General features: G+C 73.7%; 11 protein-coding genes. 3 read left to right on the forward strand and 8 right to left on the reverse strand.

Annotated elements, in window-relative coordinates:
- Positions 1-137 precede the first annotated feature (137 nt).
- The gene (locus tag EIZ62_RS12495; RefSeq protein WP_156692785.1) at positions 138-1,847 is read right to left on the reverse strand and encodes a COG1361 family protein; all 1,710 of its coding nucleotides are present in this window, start codon (positions 1,845-1,847) and stop codon (positions 138-140) included.
- A gap of 275 nt (positions 1,848-2,122) precedes the next feature.
- On the opposite strand from EIZ62_RS12495, the gene EIZ62_RS12500 reads away from it, so the two are divergent.
- Positions 2,123-3,274 (forward strand): LAETG motif-containing sortase-dependent surface protein, encoded by a 1,152-nt coding sequence (locus EIZ62_RS12500; RefSeq protein ID WP_156692786.1) that lies wholly within the window; start codon positions 2,123-2,125, stop codon positions 3,272-3,274.
- Positions 3,275-3,339: 65 nt separating this feature from the next.
- Here EIZ62_RS12500 and EIZ62_RS12505 read toward each other — a convergent pair whose 3' ends face one another.
- From EIZ62_RS12505 to EIZ62_RS12535, 7 genes are all read right to left on the reverse strand, one after another.
- Positions 3,340-5,148, reverse strand: a complete 1,809-nt coding sequence (locus EIZ62_RS12505) for a GMC oxidoreductase (RefSeq protein WP_156692787.1) — start codon at positions 5,146-5,148, stop codon at positions 3,340-3,342.
- Between the two features lie 84 nt (positions 5,149-5,232).
- Positions 5,233-6,870, reverse strand: coding sequence for a succinic semialdehyde dehydrogenase (locus EIZ62_RS12510; RefSeq protein WP_156692788.1), 1,638 nt, complete (start codon positions 6,868-6,870; stop codon positions 5,233-5,235).
- A 139-nt stretch (positions 6,871-7,009) separates the two neighbouring features.
- Positions 7,010-8,983, reverse strand: a complete 1,974-nt coding sequence (locus EIZ62_RS12515) for a serine/threonine-protein kinase (protein ID WP_156692789.1) — start codon at positions 8,981-8,983, stop codon at positions 7,010-7,012.
- 28 nt (positions 8,984-9,011) lie between these two features.
- Positions 9,012-10,805: a serine/threonine-protein kinase gene (locus EIZ62_RS12520; protein WP_156692790.1), complete on the reverse strand. Its 1,794-nt coding sequence runs from the start codon at positions 10,803-10,805 to the stop codon at positions 9,012-9,014.
- 189 nt (positions 10,806-10,994) lie between these two features.
- The gene (locus EIZ62_RS12525; RefSeq protein WP_156692791.1) at positions 10,995-13,730 is read right to left on the reverse strand and encodes a protein kinase; all 2,736 of its coding nucleotides are present in this window, start codon (positions 13,728-13,730) and stop codon (positions 10,995-10,997) included.
- Between the two features lie 179 nt (positions 13,731-13,909).
- The gene (locus EIZ62_RS12530; protein ID WP_244375654.1) at positions 13,910-16,537 is read right to left on the reverse strand and encodes a serine/threonine-protein kinase; all 2,628 of its coding nucleotides are present in this window, start codon (positions 16,535-16,537) and stop codon (positions 13,910-13,912) included.
- Positions 16,538-17,313: 776 nt separating this feature from the next.
- A complete protein-coding gene (locus EIZ62_RS12535; RefSeq protein ID WP_156692792.1) occupies positions 17,314-19,020 on the reverse strand; it encodes a glycerol-3-phosphate dehydrogenase/oxidase in 1,707 nt (568 codons plus the stop codon).
- Positions 19,021-19,301: 281 nt separating this feature from the next.
- On the opposite strand from EIZ62_RS12535, the gene EIZ62_RS12540 reads away from it, so the two are divergent.
- Together EIZ62_RS12540 and EIZ62_RS12545 are read left to right on the forward strand one after the other, a co-directional pair.
- Positions 19,302-20,543, forward strand: coding sequence for a nucleotide sugar dehydrogenase (locus EIZ62_RS12540; protein ID WP_156692793.1), 1,242 nt, complete (start codon positions 19,302-19,304; stop codon positions 20,541-20,543).
- Positions 20,544-20,691: 148 nt separating this feature from the next.
- Complete coding sequence (locus EIZ62_RS12545) at positions 20,692-21,186, forward strand: hypothetical protein (protein ID WP_156692794.1); 495 nt, start codon at positions 20,692-20,694, stop codon at positions 21,184-21,186.
- Positions 21,187-21,188: the final 2 nt, after the last annotated feature.

The raw sequence follows: 21,188 nt of genomic DNA on the forward strand, positions 1-21,188 counted from the left end.
AGCGGCGTTACCCCCCGGCGCCGCCTCGCTCGGTCCCGGCGCTGCCCTGACGCCGGTGCCGACGCCCAAGGGCCCCGCGGAAGCGTTTCCGCGGGGCCCTTGTCGTACGCCGAATCAGTCGGCCGCCCTTCCGAGGGTCAGGAGGCGCCCGCGCGGCGGCGGGTGACGGCGACGGCCGCGGCGCCCGCGACGACCAGGGCGGCGGCGCCCGCCGCGACCGGAAGGGCCGCCGAGCCGGTGCTCGCGAGACCTCCGGTCTGGGTGGTGGCGGCGGAGCCGGTGGTGGAGCCGGTGGTACCCGAGGTGCTGCCGGTACCCGCCGTGGTGGTCCCGCCGGTCGTCGCACCGCCCGCCGCCGTGCCGCCGGTGGCCGTGCCGCTCGTCGAACCGCTCGTCGAACCGCCCGCCGTCGTACCGCCCGTGGTGTCCGAACCGGTGTCCGCGGGGTTCAGGACCAGCTGGGCCGTGTTGTTGGCCGCCTCGGGGTCGAAGCCGAGCCGCGGCCGGCTCGGGTACTGGTCGCGCACGGTCACGGCGCCCCTGGCGTCCGGGACGACCTTGTCGATCCTCAGCTCGAAGGGCAGCGTGACGTCCTCGTCCTCGAACACCATGATCGAGGTGTCACAGACGTAGCGCGGCGCGCCCAGCGGCTCCTCGCGGTGCCCGCCCTCGGCGGTACGGGGCGCGCAGCCGGCCGGCTTGGCCGTGACCGTGGCGCCCGCCGGGACGGTCACGTCCACCGTGGCGACGGGCTCGCCGGAGCGGACGTTCCCGATCCAGGCCGGGCCCTCGTTGCGGAAGCCGACCCGCGCCTCGACCGTCTGGCCCGCGGTGGCGGTGATCGTCTCGCCGTACGCGGCGAAGTCCGCGGTGTTCTCGGCGCGGAAGTCGAACTCCTGCTGGTTGTCCAGCGGGTCGAGGTCCAGGGCGCGGGCGGTCGCGGGCGCCTTCCACAGGGTGAGCTCCGGTCCGGTGCCCCCGGCCGCCCCGGCCCGCCCGGCCTCATGGGCGGCCCGGCGGGTCGCGCCGAGCTCCTCGACGCGGTGCAGGAACGTCTCGCGGTACGCGTGGGGGGCCATCTTCAGGCCGATCGGCTCGGCCAGCGTGTAGGTGGCACCCGCCTCGAACGTGCCGGGGAAGTCGCAGACCGCCTCGGTCCAGCCCCTGGTCCCGGTGGCGTAGTCGCAGTTCGCGTACCGCTGCGTGTAGCCGAGTCCGTGCGTGCTCCTCAGGGTGAGGCGTACGCCGTCGGCGTCTGCCGTGCCGGCGTTGGTGAAGGACAGCGGCGCGTCCTGCACCTGGCCCGGTTCGACGTCGCCCTTCAGGGCGAGCGGGTGCATCACCAGGTCCGGCCCGCCCACGGTCACGCGGGACGTGAACGCGGTGAAGGTGGCGCCCTCGGCCTTGCCGGTGACGTCGAGGTCGCCCGTGGCGCCGGGTTCGGCGCCCTTGGCGGCGGTGAGTTCCAGCTCGGCGACGCTGCTCCGGCCGGGCGGGACGCCGAACGCGTCGGTGCACGTGCCGGTGGTGCCGGTGATCGTGCAGTGCGAGCTGCCGGTCTCGCCGAAGCGGACGTCGGCCACGCCGGTGAGGCCGCTCAGGTCGAAGGTGACGGTGTACTCGCCCTCGAACCCGCCCTCCTCCGCGTCCTCGGCCGGGTGGTCGACCGTGACGTCGATCGTCGTGCGTTGTGGTGCGCCCGTGGCCGGGTGGGGCCTCAGGGCCACTTCGGCCGGGCCGCCGAGCGCGAGGACCGGCTCGTCGGCGGCGTACGCGCCGGGTGCGGCGCTCAGTACGGCACCGGCGAGCAGCCCGGCGGCGGCGAGGGTGGAGGAAACGCGTCTCATGCAAGGACCCCCGTGGCAACGTGCGTCGTTGTTGCGTGATCACGGGTTGGACCGGGGGGCCGGGCGGATGGTTGCGCCCGTGGAGATCACGGATCGAGCACAAGCGGAATGTGTGATGCAGCCCACATCAGATTTTCGCCAGCTGGCGTGCAACCATCCCCACCCGTCACGGGTCATGCATGCGAAACAACGGCCACACCCGTCACACCACGCCGGGTCGGCCCCTCGACACCGTGCCGCACGACGCGGCACGCCCGGACTTCACTGAGGTCTTCATGAAGCTTCGCCGCGCCATGGCGGTCGCCGCCGCGACCGCCGTCATAGCCCCTGCCGCCTTCCTGGCGGCACCGGCCGCGTACGCGACGGACGGCACCACCGGCACGACCTCCACCTCCGGCACCACGGGCGGGACGGAGAACGCCACCGACGACGGCGCCCCGACGACGGACGAGGCCCCGAAGACGGACGACGGCGCCGCGACGACCGAGGACGGCACCAAGACCGACGACGGTACGAAGACCGACGACGGCGCCACGGCCGGCGACGACACCACGACCGAGGACGGTCAGGCGACCGGCGGCACCGAGACCGGCGAGGAGACGAAGCCCGAGGACGGCAAGGAGCCCGCAGGCACCGAGACCGGCGGCGCCGGCGAGGAGACGAAGCCCGGCGAGACCAAGCCCGAGGACGGCAAGCCCGGCGCCGGCGAGGACGAGGAAGAGGTCGTCGACGAGGACGACGAGATCGTCGACGAGGAGCTCTGCAAGCAGGCCGCCGTCGACGTGAAGCTCTCCGGCCTGCCCGGCAAGATCGTCGCCGGCAGCGGCTGGAAGAACTTCACGGTCGACGTCAAGAACAACAGCAAGGAAGACATCAGCGACGTCGTCCTCGCCACCTGGGCCTCGTACGAGAGCGACATGGAGGCCATGACCGACCGCCTCGTCGAGAAGTACGCCAAGGTCCAGTACAAGACGCCGGGCGGCACCTGGTCCGACAGCGGCAACCTGTCCGACCAGAACATCGGCTTCTTCTTCGACGTCGTCGACCTGAAGAAGAACGAGAAGCGCACGCTCCAGATGCGCATCTCGATCGACAAGGCCGCCCCCGCGGGCAGCGCCGTCGGCTTCGCCGTCACCGGCTACGACAAGGACGACGCCTGCTACGAGGACTTCGACTCGTACGACTTCGAGGTCCTGGCCGCCGGCAGCGAGGCCGGTGACGCCGGCGAGGCCAAGCCGTCCGACCAGAAGCCCGCCGACCTCAAGCCGCAGGGCGGTTCGACCCCGATCAAGGTCGAGGGTGAGCTGGCCGAGACCGGTTCCAACTCGATGCTGCCGGTCATCGGCATCGCCGGTGGCATCACCGTCGTCGCCGGCGCCGGTGTCGTCTTCGCGCTGCGTCGCCGCAACGGTGGCGCCACCGCGTAACACACGCACCACAGAGCAAGGGAGGCGCTGCACTCGGAGGGGGGTGCAGCGCCTCTCTCATGCCGTCACTTCTTCGGCGGGACCGCCGGCATGCCGAGGAACGGGAGCTTCAGGGCGCCGAAGGCGTTCGCCGGGACCACGGGCGACGCGGGGGCGACGGGGGCGAGGCGTTCGTACGCCGCTCCCGGCCGCGGACGCGGGTCCTCCTCGCCCTTGTTGGGCCAGAAGGACATGGCGCGCTCCGCCTGGGCGGTGATCGTGAGGGACGGGTTCACACCGAGGTTTGCGGACACGGCGGCACCGTCGACGACCGAGATGCCCGGGTGGCCGTGGAGGCGGTGGTACGGGTCGATCACGCCGTCCGCCTCCGTCGCGCCGATCACGCAGCCGCCCAGGAAGTGGGCGGTGAGCGGGGTGCCCATCAGCTCACCGACGTTGGACCCGGCGAAGCCGTTGATCTCCTCGGCGAGGAGGGTCGCGGCGCGCGTGCCCTCGGGTATCTGCTTCGGGTTGGGCGCTCCGTGCCCCTGGCGGGCGGTGAGCAGGCCCTTCCCGAGACCGTCGCGCTTGCGGTAGGTGGTGAGGGAGTTGTCGAGGGACTGCATGACGAGGCCGATGATGGTCCGCTCCGACCAGCGGCGGTTGGACAGCGACCGCAGGGTCAGCACCGGGTGCCGGGCCACGTTGCCGAGCCAGGCCCGGACGCGGCGCTCGGCGTGCGGCACCTGGAGGATGGAGAGCGACCCCATCGCGTTGGAGCCCTTGCCGTAGCGGACCGGTTCGATGTGGGTGCTGGCGTCCGGGTGGATGGACGACGTGATGGCGACGCCCTGGGTGAAGTCCACGCGCGCGTGGCCGTGCCGTTTGCGGTAGCGGCGGTCCGTGGTCTGGGAGCCCACCAGCGCCTCGGAGTTGGTACGGGTCAGCTCGCCGAGGCGGTCGGAGACGCGCGGGAGCCTGCCCTCGTCCTTCATCCGGTGCAGCAGCGTCTGGGTGCCGTACGTACCGGCCGCGACGACGACGTAGCGGCAGCGCAGGGTGCGCGGGGCGGCCTTGCGGCGGCGGTGCGTGGGGACGGTCGAGACCGCGTACCCCTCGCCGGACGGGTCGTCGGCGACGGCGGTGACCGTCGTCATGGGGTGGATGACGGCCCCGGCCTTCTCGGCCAGGTAGAGGTAGTTCTCGGTGAGGTTGTTCTTGGCGCCGTGCCGGCAGCCGGTCATGCACTCGCCGCACTCGGTGCAGGCGCGGCGCGCCGGGCCCGCCCCGCCGAAGTAGGGGTCCGCCACCTCCTGGCCCGGCCTGGCCTTGGCGCTGCCGTCGGCGTCCCCGCCGTCGCCGAAGAACACGCCGACGGGTGCGAGGTGGAACGTGTCGCCGACGCCCATCGCCTGCGCCGCCGCCTTCAGGTGGACGTCGGAGGGGGTCATGGTCGGGTTGAGCCGTACGCCCAGCATGCGCTTGGCCTGGTCGTAGTAGGGCGCCAGTTCCGCCTGCCAGTCGGTGATGGACGCCCACTGCTTGTCCTTGAAGAACGGCTCGGGCGGCACGTACAGGGTGTTGGCGTAGTTGAGGGACCCGCCGCCGACCCCGGCGCCCGCCAGGACCATCACGTTGCCGAGGAGGTGGATGCGCTGGAGGCCGAACAGCCCGAGGGCGGGGGCCCACAGGTAGTTCTTCACGTCCCAGGAGCTCTTCGGCAGGGTGGCCGGGGTGAAGCGGCGGCCCGCCTCCAGGACGCCGACCCGGTAGCCCTTCTCGGTCAGGCGGAGGGCCGACACCGAGCCGCCGAAGCCGGAGCCGATGACGACGACGTCGTAGTCGTACCCGTCGGGCGCGTCGGTCTGGTTCCGGGCATCGGGGACCTGGGGCATGGGCTCTCCTCGTACCGAACGAAAACGAAGGGGAAGGAAGGGGCTGGCGGGACGGGGCTGGCTGGACGGGGCCGGCGGAAGGGGTCAGCGGAAGCGGAACGCCTTCATCAGGCGCAGGCTGCGGCTCATCAGCGCCGCGTACCTCTCGTCGTCCATGCCGAAGGAGGGCGCCAGCGGGAGCACCCGCTGCTGGGCCACCGTCTGGGCCTCGGTGTACTTGAGGATGCCCTCGGAGCCGTGGCGCCGCCCCAGGCCGGAGTCCTTCATGCCGCCCATGGGCGACTGGACGCTGCCGTACGCCGGCGCGTACCCCTCGTTGATGTTGACCGTGCCGGTGCGGAGCTTCGCGGCGACGGCGTGGCCGCGGCGGCCGTCCTTGGTCCAGACGCTGGCGTTGAGGCCGTACGCGGTGGCGTTGGCGCGCTCGACGACCTCGTCCTCGTCGCTGAAGCGGTAGACGGACACGACCGGGCCGAAGGTCTCCTCCGTGCACACGGCCATCGGCTCCTGGACGCCGTCCAGGATGGTCGGTTCGTAGAACAGCGGGCCGATGTCGGGGCGGGCGACGCCGCCGGCGACGACGGTGGCGCCCTTGGCGACGGCCTCCTCGACGTGCCGCGTCACCGTCTCCAGCTGCCGCTCGCCGACCAGGGACCCCATGTCGGCGCCGTAGGCGAGGGAGTTGCCGAGCCGCATCGCCTTCGTGCGGGCGGCGAACCGCTCGACGAAGTCGTCGGCGACGGACTCGTGGACGTACAGCCGCTCGATGGAGATGCAGAGCTGGCCGGCCGACGAGAAGCAGGCGCGCACGGCACCCGCGGCGGCCTTCTCCACGTCCGCGTCGTGCAGGACCAGCATGGCGTTCTTGCCGCCCAGTTCGAGGGAGACGCCGACGAGGCGGGCCGCCGCGCCCTGCGCGACCTCGCGGCCGGTGCGGGTGGAGCCGGTGAACGACACGTAGTCGGCGTGCTTGACCACCTCGGGGCCGACGACCGGACCGTCGCCGAGGACGACCTGGAACACCTCGGCGGGCAGCCCGGCCTCCACGAGGAGGTCACGCGCCCACAGCGCGGTGAGCGCGGTCTCGGTGTCGGGCTTCATCACGACCGCGTTGCCGGCGACGAACGCGGGCAGGGCGTCGCCCACGGACAGCTCGAGGGGGTAGTTCCAGGGCGCGATCTGGCCGACGACCCCGCGCGGCTGGCGCAGCTCGGTCACCTTGGTGAGGGTCGGTACGACGCCGGTGTGGCGCTTCGGCTTCAGGTACGCGGCCGCCCGGCGCCCGTAGTGGCGGGCGGCGACGGCGACGGCCTGGACCTCCTCGTGGGCGTGCAGCCGGGCCTTGCCCGTCTCCAGCTGGATCAGGTCGAGGACCTCGGCCTGCCGCTCCAGGACCAGGTCGTGGAAGCGCAGGAGGACGGCGGCACGCGCGCGTACGGGCGTGGCGGCCCAGACGGGCTGGGCGGCGCGGGCCCGGGCGAACGCCTCGGCGACGTCCTCGGGAGTGGACTCGGGCAGCTCCGCCAGCCGCTCCCCGGTGAAGGGCGTGTGGTTGGCGGTCCGGCCGGACCCGACGACGCCACGGGTGAGCTGGGCGACCACCTCGGGCGTGACCACGTCGGCCGCGGTGCGGGCACCGGCCGGAGCCGGGGCCACCGGATTGGTGACGCGGGGAGTGGCGGGGGCCTGCGGGGCCGTCGTGTCGTCGGTCGTCTCCGTCATGGGGGCGAGGGTATTCCGGATGCGGCCCGCGCGGTACCCGCCGGTAACAGGTTTTCACCGGGCTTCCCGCAGGCGCTCACACCATGCCAGCGTTCACTGGCAAATAAGGCCTGATCAGCGGCTGGCCGGACCGGATCGGTCAGGAATGCCGCACCCGGAAAGAATCCAGCACGGTGTCGAAGTGACGCTTCAGCTCGTCGAGCCGGGCCACCGGCGCCGACACCCACACGTCGTACATACGGCCGCTCTCGTCCCAGCAGATGTCGTAGCTGCGCCGGGCCCCCTCCGAGCGGGAGAAGCCGTTCCAGGTGAACTCGCGGAGCGCGGCCGGCAGCCCGTTGTGCGTCGTCGGGGTCACCCGGGCGTCGCGGTAGCCGGGGTGGGCCTCCGGCCCCCTCGCGTGGGCGCGGCGCATCGACGCGAGTGGCCCGTCGGAATCCGGCGGCCGGATCCGGACCCCGATCCGCATGGCCCGGTCGGAGGACATGTAGAACACCCGCCTGTCGTCGGCGGAGCGGACGTACCCCACCGGCACGGTCAGCGTGAAACCGCGCGGATCGGCGGCGGACCGGTACCCGGCCGGTACGCGGGCGGGCGCGGACGCGGGCGGCGCACCCGTGGCCGGGGCGCCGGGGGTGGCCGCGCTCCCGGTGGCTGCGGGGTCGGGGGTGCCGCCCGGGCCGGTACCGGTGCCCGCGGCCGCGCCGGGCATGTTCGGACCGGTCGGCGCCGGCGCGTTCGGCGTGGGCGAGACGGGGGCCGACGCCGTCGGTCGGTCGCCGCCCCCGTCACCGTCGCCGGCGCCCCGGAGGAGCAGCACACCCGCCGCGCCCGCCCCCGCGAGGGCCACCAGCACCACGGCCGCCACCAGGGGCGTCCGGAGCCCGCCCAGGGGCGCACGGCCGGTGCGCCGGGGCACGGCGACCCCGTCGGGCCGGGCCCCACGCGCGCGCGGCCGGTCGCGGACGCGTTCACCGCGGCGGTCGAGGAGGCGGCCCTGGAGGCGGGCGGGATGACGGGTACGGGAGCGGGGGCGGGAGCGGGCGCCTTCCGGTACGGCGTCGGACGGAGCGGGGCCCGAGGCGCCCGCGGAGGGCGGAACGGCGTCGGCGTACGGGTCGCGCGCCCCGGACGGTCCGCCCCGGTACGGCGACGGCACGTCGTCGGCGACCCCATGGCCACGGGAGCCGCGCCCCCGGGAATCGCGCCCGCGGGAGTCGTAGGGAGGGGAGTCGTACGGGCGGGAGTCGTAGCCGCGCTGCTCGTACCCGCGCTCCTCGTAGCCGCCGTCGTGGTCGCGCGGGCGTCCGGACTCGGCGTACGCCCGCAGCAGCCGTTCCGCCTCCGTCGCGCCCATCCGCCGGGCCGGGTCCCGCCGCAACAGGCCCCGTACGACCGGCAGGAGGGGCCCCGCTGCGGCGGGCGGCCGGAAGTCCTCCTCCACCACCGCGTGCAGCACCCCGCCCAACGAGTCGCGGTGGAACGGCGACTGGCCCGTCAGCGTCGCGCACAGCAGCGCCCCGAGCGACCACAGGTCGGTCTCCGGACCGGCCTGCGCGCCCTGCATCCGCTCCGGCGCCGTGTACTCGGGCGAGCCGACGAACATCCCCGCCTCCGTGATGGTCGTCGAACCGGCGAGCTGCGCGATGCCGAAGTCGGTGAGGACGACGCGCCCCGTGCCCTCCTCCAGCAGGACGTTGGCCGGCTTCAGGTCCCGGTGCAGGACCCCGAGGGCGTGCGCGGCACGCAGGGCGCCCAGCAGCGCGAGGCCGATACGGGCCGCCTCCCGGGCGTCGAGCGGGCCGCGGCTCGCGAGCCGCTCGGCGAGCGAACCGCCCTCGACCAGCTCCATGACGATGTACGGGACGCCGTCCTCCTCGACGACGTCGTGCACGCACACGATGTGCGGGTGGTGCACGCGCGCGATGGCACGCGCCTCACGGAGGGTGGGGTGGACCGCGCTGCCCACGTCGACGTGGAGTTCCTTGACGGCGACGCGGCGGCCGAGCAGCTCGTCGTACGCCCGCCAGACCGTCCCCATGCCTCCTCGCCCGAGCCGGGCCTCCAGCCGGTAGCGTCCGACGATCCGCCGTTGCTGCCCCGATCCGGACACGGCACATCCCCTCTGCTCGCGCCGAGGGTCACTCCTCGGCGGGACGCCAGCCGCGCAGCACGATGTCGAACTGCTCCCGGGTCACGGCCCAGTCGGCCTCGGGAGCGGACATGAACAACGCGTACTCGGTTCCGTCGTCCGCGTAGTACACCTGGTCGATCGCATGCCGCTCGCCCGCGTTCTCGTTCTTCTCGACCCAGGTGAACTCCCACAGACACGATTCCAGTTGATCACGGAACGTGTTCGTGTGCAGCTCCTTCCGCTCATAGCGGGGGAGCCGCTTCTTCAGCCCTTTCTCGATATCGAGCATGTGGCGACAGGGATTTTCGAAGTCCGGTGAGGCGTCGACACTGATACGGATGAGGTGGCGGCCGTTGTCGGGCGTGTAGTCGATCTGACCGCTCTGCGTCCGGCGCTTCCAGCCCTTCGGCACGAGAAGGCTGAAACCCGACGGGTCCTCGACCCGCTCCCAGCCGTCCGGAACCGTCTGGACCGCCCCGTCCCGGTCGGCCGCCTCGGCACGGGCCGTGTCGTCGTTCCCGTACCGCATCACGGCGAAACCCGCGGCGCCGCCCACGACGCCGGCGAGGAGCGCCCCGACCACGGCCGTACGCCAACGACTGCGGCGGGGCTGCGGTTCGGCTCCCGCGGGCGGGGAGTGCTGGCCCTTGGTCCCCTCCGGATCACCGGACTTCGGGTCGCCTGACGTCGCGTCGCCGGACTTCGCTTCGCCCGACGTCTGTTCACGGAACGTGTCCGTCGTGCGGAGGGTGGGCGCCGGGCCAGGGGCCGTGTCTCCGGTCTCGGTATCGCTCGCCGAGCTTCCGCCGGGGGCGGCGTGTGGGCTGTTCTCCCGCGCGGGGTCCGGCAGTTTCGCCGTCGTGGCCCCGGTCGATGCCCCGGTCGCGGTCGCGGTCGCGGTCCGGAGCTCGTCCCGGTCGATGGTCCGCGTCGGTACGTACGCCTGCGCGGCGTCCGGGGCGCGGCCCTCCATCGCCTCCAGCAGCATGCGGCCGGTCTCGGCGGCGTCCGGGCGGTCCGCCGGGTCCTTGCGGAGCAGCGCCACGATGACGGGCGCGAGGGCGCCGGCGTGCTCGGCCGGAGGCGGCTCCTCGGTCACCACGGCCTGCATGACGCTGATCGGTGACGTGCGGTGGAAGGGCGAGGCGCCCTCGACGGCGGTGTAGAGGGTGGCGCCCAGCGACCAGAGGTCGGAGGCGGGGCCGGGGTCGCCGCCGCGTACCCGTTCGGGGGCCAGGTACTCGATGGAGCCGACCAGTTCGCCGGTACGGGTGATGGTGGAGTCACCCTCGATGGCCGCGATCCCGAAGTCGGTGAGCAGGACGCGGCCGTCCCGGGCCAGCAGGACGTTGCCGGGCTTGACGTCCCGGTGCAGCACTCCCGCGGCGTGCGCGGCGCGCAGCGCACCCAGCACGTGCAGCCCGATGCGGGCCGCCTCGCGCGCGTCGATGCGACGGCCCTCGGCCGCCTTGGCGGCGTCCGCGAGCGAGGGCCCGTCCACGTACTGCATCACGATCCAGGGGCGGTCGTCGTGCTCCAGCACGTCGTGGACCGTGACGACGGCGGGGTGCGTAATGCGGGCGGCGGCGCGCGCCTCCTTCTGCGTACGGGCGTGGAGTACGGCCCGGTCGGCCTCGGAGGCGTACTTGCCGGCCGTGAGCTCCTTGACGGCGACGGTGCGGTGCAGCACTTCGTCGTGGGCGCGCCACACCTTGCCCATGCCGCCGCGGCCGATGGCCTCGCTCAGCCGGTAGCGCCCGGCGAGTACGAGTCCCGCGCCCATACCTTGAGAGTGTTCCACTGTCCCCCGCTCGTTCCTTCGGATCCCAGGTTACGGAGGGTGGCGCCCTGGCCGAAACCTCGGGGCGGGCAAGGAGACCGCTCTGTGATGCGCCCTTGGGCTTTCGGGCGCATTTGCGGTGTGTGGGCGGTGGGCCACGCGGGGGGGGCGACGGGGGCGGTGGTGCGGGACGCGGTCGCCGCGGGCCCGTCAGCGCGTGGAGCGGTAGGTGCTGACGGCCTGTTGGTAGATCTCGGACACCTTGTCACGCTGGCTCTCCGGTCCGAGGACCTGCACGACGTGGTAGCGGTCGCCCACGATGAGGGCGAGGTTCCGCACGTACACCTCACGGCCGTTGGCGTCCGACCAGGTGAACTGGCCCTCAGCCATGACCTGTCGGCCCACGTCGATCCGGCGCAGGCCGGAGGCGGTCGCCCAGCTGCTGTCCCGCCAGGGCTGGAGTTCGCGCTCCTTGGTGCGCTGGTACTCCAGCGGGTCGCTGCCGCCCGCCGCGACGGTGTCCCGGCCGGGGACGACGATCAGGGTGAAGTCGCCGCCGGTGTAGCGGATCTGTCCGACGTCGTTGATGGGGCTGCGGTGCCAGGTCTTGTCGACACCGATCCGGAAACCCTCCGGATCGTCACGCAGCGTGTACCCGGCAGGCATGTCGGGCGCGTCCGGCCCGTTCGGTGAGCCGGGCGAGACGGTGTTCGTCGACGGGGCGGGGACGCTCGGCGTCGGCTGCTGCTGCTGCGGATCCCCGGACGGCTGGTTCTGGGACGGCAGCTGGGGCTGCTGGGGCTGCTGCGAGGCGGGTGGGGTCTGCGGGGCCTGGGGGGTCCGTGCCTGGCCCTGCTGCTGCTCCGCCTTGGGCATGAACATCACGGCGTACGCGATGGCCGCGACGAGGGCCAGCAGTATGACGATCAGCAGGGTGCGGCCGAGCGCGCGGGGGCCACGGGCGCCGTGCGGGGCGACGGCGTTTCCGGGCACGCGGCCACCGCTCTTCGCGGGCCTCGCCCTCCGGGCGTGACCGCGGTGCCGGCCGTGAGTGGTTCCGGCCGCGCCCGCGCGGCGCCTGCGGACCAGTTCGCCCCGGCGGCGTACGACGGGAAGGCGGGCGGCGTCGACGGACGGCATGGGGACGACCCCGGCGCCCGCGTCGGGCTCCGGCGCCGACCGGACCAGCGACCGCAACCAGCCGCGCAGCTCCTCGAAGTCCGGCCGCTCGGTCGGGTCCTGACGCAGCAGCGACTCGACGACCGGGCGCAGCGGGCCGCACTCCTCCGCGAACGCGGGCGGCTCGGCGCACACCATCTGGACCAGCTCGGCCGCGTTCTCCTCGGGGTACGGGGCATGGCCCTGGACCGCGCGGTACAGCAGCGCCCCGAGCGCCCACAGGTCGGTGGAGGGGCCGATGGGCGGCGCCAACTGCCACGTGTCGTGGACCGGCCCCGCCTGCTCGGGCGCCCACCGCTCGGTCACGGCACCCACGATCGCGACCCGGGCCTGGCGGGCCCGCTCGGCCGCGAGGGGCGTGGCCGGACCCCGGTACCGGGGCTCGGCCGCCTCACCGGACGCACCGGGCGCGCCGGAGTGGGCCCCGGCGTGGGTCCCCGGGGGCGGCACCGTACCGTCGCCGGACCGCGGTTGCCCCTGGCGCCGGGCGTCGGCGCGCAGCGCGTCCCGCGCCCCGTACGGCGAGACGCCCCCGCCCGCCGGGACCGGACCGGCCCCGGAGCCGATGCCGGAACCGGAGCCCGGACCGTCGCTCCAGGTGCCGGTCAGCAGGGCGCGCCGGGGCGCACCGCCGCCACTCGTCCCGCCCTCATCACTTCCGTCACCCGGCCCGGTGGCACGGCCCCGTCCGGGGTGGCCGGGGTCGTGGTCGTCGTCCTCGTCGTCGTCGAGGTCGGCTGCGTGGGTCCACCACTGCGGCTCGTAGTCGCCCGGTGTCCCGCCCGCGGGCGCGGCGGGGCCCTTGGGCGGGGGCGGCAGGGAGAGGGCCGCGCCCGCCTCGTCCGCGCGCCCGGCGGCCCGCGCCCCGGCCCGGTACGCGGCGATGGCTCCGGCCCGGGAGGCACGGTGGTCCGGCGCGGCGGGCTCCGGGAGGCCGGGACGCTCGGGCGCGGGCAGGCCGGGGGCGCCGCCCCGCCCGGTGCCCGTGAGGGCGGAGTGGCCCAGGGCCGGGGGCGGCTCCTGGAGGGTGCGGGGTTCCGGCAGCGCGGGGGTGGCCGGCTCGTAGCCGGGGGCGAGGGCGGGCAGCGGGGTGGGCGCGGGCCCCGGAGGGTCCGGCGGGTGCGGGAAGTCGTCGTCGGCGTCCGGGTCGGGAACCGGGGCGTACCCGCAGAGGGCCTCTTCCGCGGCGCCCGCGGCGAGCCCCGTCAGGACCACCCGTCCGTCGTCGCAGACCAGCACCGTACGCACCGTGATGTTCCGGTGGACCCAGCCGTGCGCGTGGAGGGCGCGCAGCGCGGTCAGCACGTCGGAGCCGATCTCGGCCGCGCGGTAGGGGCTCAGCGGCTTCTCCGCGAGGAGGGCCGCCAGCGGCCGGGCCGCGACCAGTTCACTCACTATCCACAGCGACCCGGCCTCGGCGAAGACGTCGAAGACCTGGTCGAGCCGGGGGTGGTCCGGGATCTGCGCGGCCGCCTGCGCGGCCTCGATCGCCCGCCGCACCGCCGGGTCACCGGACCTGCGGACCGCCCGGCCGGTGGTGGATCCGCGGGACGGCACGCGCGCGCCGTCCGCTCCGGCGTAACCCGCCGGCCCGTCCGGCTCCATCACCTCGGCGTCGACGACCTCCGGCAACGGGAGCTGGCGGACCAGCACTTCCTGGCCGCTGTAGGTGTCAAAGGCCCGCGTCTCGACGAGTTCGTACTCGTCGGAGGGCGGCAAGGGCAGGCGGTAGCGGTCGGCGAGCACCCTTCCCGCGTAGTCGTCCACGACGCCGCCTCCCCACGAGCGCGCTGTCCCCCGGTCTCACAGTCCGTACGCCTGCCTCACAGACCGTACGCCTGCCTCACGGACCGTACGAACCCGTCAATTCCGGTCGCCCGGCGTGCAGTTACCCACTACTTTCCGGCTGCGTACGGTCCACGAGCTCTCACGATACGTGGCCCTGGTCAGTCCTTGGGGCTGAACGTCGCGAACGCCGTGTCCCGCAGCGTCTTGCACTCGGCCGCGTCCCACTCGGCGGACTTGCACGTAATCATGATCGAGTAGCCGCGCTTCGCGTCCACCTTGAAGCCCCGGTTGAGCACCCTCACCTGCTCTCCGCTCTGCCTGCGCTCGAACTGCCAGTCGGCGACCGTCGGATAACCCTTGTAGTCGACCTTGTCGATCCCATGATGCTTGTAGCCACTGACACTGGCCTTCAGACCGACCACGGCGGCGGCCCAGGCCGCGGCGGCGTCGTCACCCGGGCTGTTGGTGAAGTCCACCTGGACACGGGGGAACCCGCCGCCCGCGCTGTATATGCCACCCGAGTTCTGCCCCGCTATGGCGGTCCTGGCGAAGCCCGACGGCATGCCCATGGTGAAGTGGAACCGGTCGTCGGTGACCAGACGGTACCCGGCCGGCAGGGCCGCCGAGCCACTGCCCGAACCGGCCCCGGCCGTCGCTCCGGTGTCACCGGACGGCTTCGTACCGCCGTCTCCGCCGGTGCCTCCGCTGCCATTGCCACCGCCGGTGCCGGGCTGGTCACCGCCCTGCTCCTTGCCCTGCTCACCGTCGGGCCGTTCATTGTTGCCGGCGTCCGTACCGGCCGAGGCCGTCGCACCCGCCGACGCCGTCCGGTCGGTGCCCGGCGTGCCCTGGCCCTTGGCGCCCGGCTCGTCGCCACCGCCCAGCGCGAAGACCAGGATGGTGGCGAGCACGGCGAGCACCACCACCACCGCGATGATCACGAGCGTGCGCCGCGGCACCACGTCGGTGAGCGGCGCCCGGGCCGGCGTCACCGGCGCGGAACGCTCGGCGGTCTGCGCCCCGGAGGCCGACTCCGCCTTGGCGAACGCCGCCGCGTTGCGTACCGAGCGCAGCGCGCCCCGCATCCGCTCCGCCGCCGGGTCGTCCGCCTCCTTCGCCCTGCCCACGGCCCCCTCGCCGGGGAGCGGCAGCAGCGGCACGATACGGGTGGTCTCCGGCGACGGCTCGGGCACCACCGGCGCCTCGGGCGCGTGAATCACGTCGTTGAGCAGCACGCGGGCGCCCGCGTCGTCGAGGCGCTTGGCCGGATCCTTGTGCAGCAGCCCGTAGATGACCTCCTCCAGCGGGCCCGCGTTCTTCGGCGGGTCGAGCTGCTCGGTCATCACGGCGGTCAGCGTGGCGATGGCGGAGCCCTTGTCGTACGGCGGGCAGCCCTCCACGCACGCGTACAGCAGGCCGCCCAGCGACCACATGTCCGCCGCCGGGCCAGGCTTGTGCCCACGGGCCCGCTCGGGCGAGATGTACGAGGGCGCGCCGACGAGCATGCCCGTCGAGGTGATGGACGGGTCGCCCTCGACCTGCGCGATGCCGAAGTCGGTGAGGACGACCCGGCCGTCGTCCGCGATGAGGACGTTCGACGGCTTCACGTCACGGTGCAGGATGCCCTCGCGGTGCGCGGAGCGCAGGACGTCGAGGATGGCGAGCCCGACCTCGGCGGCCCGCCGCGGGCTCAGGACGCCGTCCTCCCGGATGGCGTCGGCGAGCGACTTGCCCTCGATCAGCTCCATCACGATCCAGGGACGGTCGTCCTCGTCGACGACGTCGTAGACCGTCACGGCCCCGTTGTTACGGATCCGGGCGATCGCCTTGGCCTCGCGCAGGGTGCGCGTGATCAGGCGGCGCTTCTCGTCCTCGTCGATGCTGCTGGGGAACCGCAGCTCCTTGACGGCGACGGTACGCCCGAGCGTCTCGTCGACCGCCCGCCACACCGTGCCCATGCCGCCCCGGCCCAGCACGCCTCCGAGCCGGTAACGCCCCGCGAGCAGCCGCCCCTCGCCGGCCGGCCGCACCGCAGCCGCCGCATCGGCCCGGCCACCCGCACGGCCACCCGCCGCGGGCGCCTTGGCGTCGGAGGACGGCTTGGCGCCGGTGGACGCCTTGGCGTCGGAGGACGGCTTGGCATCGGAGGACGCCTTGGCGTCGGAGGGCTGGGCGCTCTTGGGTGCTCGGGCGTCGGCGGGTGCGGGCGCCGGCGCTTTGTCGGGCTTGGGCGACTTGGGGGCCTCGGCGTCCTTCGGGGCGACGGGCTCCTGCGCGCTCCCGGACTTCTTCAGGCTCGCGGGAGCGGCTGCCGGGCTCTCCGCACCCTTCGGGCCCTTCGAGTCCTTCGAGTCCTTCAGGTCCTTCCGGTCCGCGGAGGCGTCCGGGGAACCCTTCGGGTCTCCGGAATCCTTGCCCTCGACGGACGGGTCCGACGAAACCGCGGAGTCGGCCGCGCCGGCCGCGCCGTCCACGTCGTCCCCGGAGCCGCCCGAGTCCTTCGCTGCCTTTGATGCCTTCGCGACCCTGGACTTGGCAGCCTCGGCGGGCACCTTCGGGGCCTCGGGCTTCTCCGAACCGGCGCCCGTGGGCGAGGGCGCCGACGCGTCGTCAGCGGCATCGGCCGCGGCCGCACCGGGCCGGTCGGCGTCCGTCGCGCCGCCCGCGTCCTGGCCCGAGCCGCCGCCGGACTTGGCGGCACGCGCGCCCTTGCCGGACCGCGGGGCGGGGACCGACTCGCCCTTGTTCGCACCGTCGTCCGCGGGGCGGCCGGTGCTCAGCTTCATGGTCGCGTCCCTGACCGGCTCCGTACCCGACGTGGCGGGTGCGTCCCCGGCCGTTCCGGTGCGCGGATCCTGGCCCGGCCCGTCCGACTCGACGCCCGACTTCCCCACGTTCCGCTGAGGTTTCCGAGCCGCGTTCCGCGACTGCTCCGCTCCCGACATGCGTCCCCTCTGCGATCCCTGATCCTCGCCCGCGCCTGCCGCTTCCGCGCGATGCGGTAACCCGCCCTGGAAGAGCGTCCATTGTCTCTCACTCCGGGACCGGCGGATCTCCCGGGTCCTCCGTGCCCCGGGACGGCCCTTACAGGAGAGACCACACGATGCCACGGTCCCACGCCCGACGGGACCTTGTGCTGGTCACGGCCCTGCTCGGCCCCGGCGCCGATCCGCTGCCCGGGGGCCCTCCCCCCACCCCCTCCCCCGCCCCCTCCGCCGTTCTACCGCGACTTACCCCCGACGGCCATGCCCAGCGCCGCACCACACCCCAGCGCGCCGCATCGCGCCCCACCGCACCGAGCCGCACCCCCGCCGATGTCGCGTCCTCACCCACCCGCGCCCGCACCGCACGTCCTCCCCTCAGGCACGTCCGGCGCCCCCGGCGGCATGGTGACGACCCGACAACTGCCCCCGTGGTGTCGGCGCGGCCGCAACCACGCCTCCGCACTCCTCCTCGCCTCGGCGCACCGGCGCAGCGGACTGACGGTGGGTAACCGTCCAGGACCGGCGTGCACGGCGACGAGCCACCACCTGCCTACCGATTACCGACTCCGCCGACCGCCCTACAGCGGCACGATGTCGGGGGCGCCCAGGCGGGCGGCGTCGGCCGTGAGGTCGTCCGGCTGTCGCTGCGACTCGCGCTCCGCCTCCACGCGCTTCTCGTAGTGCTCCACCTCCTTCTCGATGTGCCCTTCGTCCCAGCCCAGCACCGGCGCCATCAGTTCGGCGCACTCGCGCGCACAGCGGGTGCCCCGGTCGAACGTCTCGATGGAGATGCGCGTCCGCCGGGTGAGGACGTCGTCCAGGTGCCTGGCGCCCTCGTGCGACGCGGCGTAGACGACCTCGGCGCGCAGGTAGTCGTCGGCGCCGCCCAGGGGTTCGCCGAGTTTCGGGTCGGCGGCGATCAGGTCCAGCAGTTCCTCGACGAGCGAGCCGTACCGGTTCAACAGGTGTTCCACGCGCACCACGTGAAGGCCCGTCCGGGCGGCGATGCGGGCGCGGGCGTTCCACAGGGCGCGGTAGCCCTCGGCGCCCAGCAGTGGCACGTCCTCGGTGACGCAGGAGGCCACCCGGAGGTCGAGGCCGTGCACCGCCTCGTCGACGGCGTCCTTGGCCATCACCCGGTAGGTCGTGTACTTGCCGCCCGCCACGACGACCAGGCCCGGCACCGGGTGGGCGACCGTGTGTTCGCGCGACAGTTTGCTCGTGGCGTCGGACTCGCCGGCCAGCAGCGGCCGGAGGCCCGCGTACACGCCCTGGACGTCGTCGCGGGTGAGCGGTACCGCGAGGACGCTGTTCACGTGCTCCAGGAGGTAGTCGATGTCGGCGCTGGACGCCGCCGGGTGTGCCTTGTCCAGGTCCCAGTCGGTGTCGGTGGTCCCCACGATCCAGTGGCGGCCCCAGGGGATGACGAAGAGGACCGACTTCTCGGTGCGCAGGATCAGACCGGTGGTCGAGTGGATCCGGTCCTTGGGCACGACGAGGTGGATGCCCTTCGACGCGCGGACGTGGAACTGGCCCCGCTCTGCGATCAGGGCCTGTGTGTCGTCCGTCCACACTCCGGTGGCGTTGACGACCTGTTTGGCGCGGACCTCGTACTCGCCGCCCCCTTCCACGTCCTGCACGCGGGCGCCGACGACGCGCTCGCCCTCGCGCAGGAAGCCGATGACGCGGGCCCGGCTGGCGACGTGCGCGCCGTAGCCGGCCGCCGTGCGTACGAGGGTGGCCACGAACCGGGCGTCGTCCATCTGGGCGTCGTAGTACTGCAGTGCCCCGACGAGCGCGTCCTTCCTGAGCGCCGGTGCCACCCGCAGCGCGCCGCGCCGGGACAGGTGCCGGTGCATGGGCAGGCCGCGGCCGTGTCCGGAGGAGACGGACATGGCGTCGTACAGCGCCACGCCCGATCCGGCGTAGAACCGCTCCCAGCCCTTGTGCTGGAGCGGGTAGAGGAACGGCACCGGTTTGACCAGGTGGGGGGCGAGGCGCTCCAGCAGCAGCCCGCGTTCCTTCAGCGCTTCCCGTACGAGGGCGAAGTCCAGCATCTCCAGATAGCGCAGCCCGCCGTGGATCAGCTTGCTCGACCGGCTGGAGGTGCCGGACGCCCAGTCACGCGCCTCGACGAGGCCGGTCGCGAGGCCGCGTGTCGCCGCGTCGAGAGCCGTCCCGGCGCCCACTACTCCGGCGCCCACGACCAGCACGTCCAGTTCACGATCGGCCATGGCCGCCAGCGCCTGTGCGCGCTCGGCGGGTCCCAGTGTCGCTGTCCTCACCGCTGCCTCCCGTCGCCCCCGAGTGGTTCCCGAGTGGGTCGGTCCCCACGCGAACCGCACGTGGTTCCCGCGTGGTCCCGTGTGCTCGGGCTCACACACTCGATTCTGTCCCGGGCCCCCGACTTCAGCCACCGCCTGTGGACAACACTCGGCCGAACCACGGCTCACAATGCCGCATAACGGTCATATTTACGCCTAGTCTGACATTGCGCTGCGCTCGTTCTGTCCACAGGACTTGCGCGTCTCGTCCACTCCGGCTACTGGGAAGGACGGCATCACCCATGCCCGCAGACCTCGCCGTCATCGGCCTCGGCCACCTCGGACTGCCCCTGGCCCAAGCCGCCACAGCCGCCGGGGTCGACACCATCGGCTTCGACACCGACCCGCGCCCGGTGGCGGAGCTGGCGGCCGGCCGGCCGCCGGTCGACGGCTCGCTCACCGCCTCGGAGATCCGCCGGATGCTCTCGGGGGGCTTCCGGCCGACCACCAACCCCACCGAGCTGGGCCGCGTCCGTACCGCCGTCATCTGCACCCCCACCCCCCTCGGCGCCGACCGCACACCGGACCTCGGCGCCGTCGCCGAGGCGGCGCGCGCGCTGGCGGCCCGGCTGCGCCCCAACACCACCGTCCTGCTCGAGTCGCCCGTCCACCCCGGCACCACCGAGGACGTGCTGCGTCCGCTCCTCGAAGCGGGCTCGGGCCTGCGGGCCGGCCGGGACTTCCACCTCGCGTACTCCCCCGGGCGTCTCGACCCCGGCAACCGCGCCCACGACTTCGCCCACACACCCCGGGTCATCGGCGGCCTCACCCCGGCCTGCACCGAGTCGGCCGCCGCCTTCTACGGCCGCCTCACCGACAAGGTCGTACGCGCGCGTGGCACCCGGGAGGCCGAGACCGTCAAGCTGCTGGAAACCAACTTCCGGCACGTCAACATCGCGCTGGTCAACGAGATGGCGGTGCTCTGCCACGACCTGGGCGTCGACCTCTGGGACGTCATCCGGTGCGCCGAGACCAAACCGTTCGGGTTCCAGGCCTTCCGGCCGGGCCCCGGTGTCGGCGGCCACGGCGTCCCCGTCGACACGATCGGCACCCACCGCCCGCTGCGGCTGGTGGAACTGGCGGGCCAGGTCAACGAACGCATGCCGCAGTACGTCATCCAGCGCTGCGCCACGCTCCTCAACGAGCACGGCAAGTCCGCGCGCGGCGCCCGCGTCCTGCTGCTCGGCGTCACCTACAAGCCGGACCTGGCCGACCAGGAGGGCTCCCCCGCGACCGAGATCGGCCGCCGCCTGATGGACATGGGCGCCGCGGTCAGCTACCACGACCCGTACGTCGCCGACTGGCGCGTCCGCGACCTGCCCGTCCCCCGGGCGGACTCCCTCTACGAGGCCGCCGCGGCCGCCGACCTGACGGTCCTGCTCCAGCACCACCGCACCTACGACCTCCAGGGGCTGGCCGTGAAGGCCCAGCTCCTGCTGGACACCCGCGGCGTCACGCCGGCGGGCGCGGCACACCGGCTGTGACGCACACGCCCAGCATCCGGGCGGGGACGAGGATGCCGGGCTGCCGGGCTGTCGGAGGGGCCTGTTAGTCTCCGGGCCTCACTTACGCAGACTTTATGTGCGCAGGTGCACGCAGGGTCTGTACCGTTTTCAGGGGGGATTTCCCAGCATGAGCCAGCCCGTTCCGCCGCCGCCGCCCGGCAACCCCTTCGCCGGCGGCCCGGCCGCCCCGTACCCGCCCGCCCAGGCCCCGGCCCCCGCGCGGGACAACGTCGCGCTCGGCCTGCTGACCGCCCTCGTGGCCGCCGTGGTCGCCGCCGTCGCGTACGGCGCGATAGGCGGCGCGATCGAGCGCGAGATCGGTTACGCGGCGATCGGCGTCGGCTTCCTCGTCGGCTTCGCCGCCGCCAAGGTCGGCGGCCGCAACCCGGCGCTGCCCGTCGTCGCCGCGCTCCTGTCGATCGGCGCCGTCTACCTCGGCCAGCTCGTCGCCGTGGCGGTCGTCATCAGCAACACCCTCGGCGGGTCCGCGCCGGAGATCCTCATGGAGGACTTCGGTTCGCTGACCGACCTGTGGAAGGAGACCGCGGACGGCATGTCCTACCTCTTCCTCGCCATCGGCGCCGTCGCCGCCTTCGGTGGCGCCAAGAAGGCCAACGGCTGACC

The organism is Streptomyces ficellus, from assembly GCF_009739905.1.
In the GTDB taxonomy this organism is placed as follows: domain Bacteria; phylum Actinomycetota; class Actinomycetes; order Streptomycetales; family Streptomycetaceae; genus Streptomyces; species Streptomyces ficellus_A.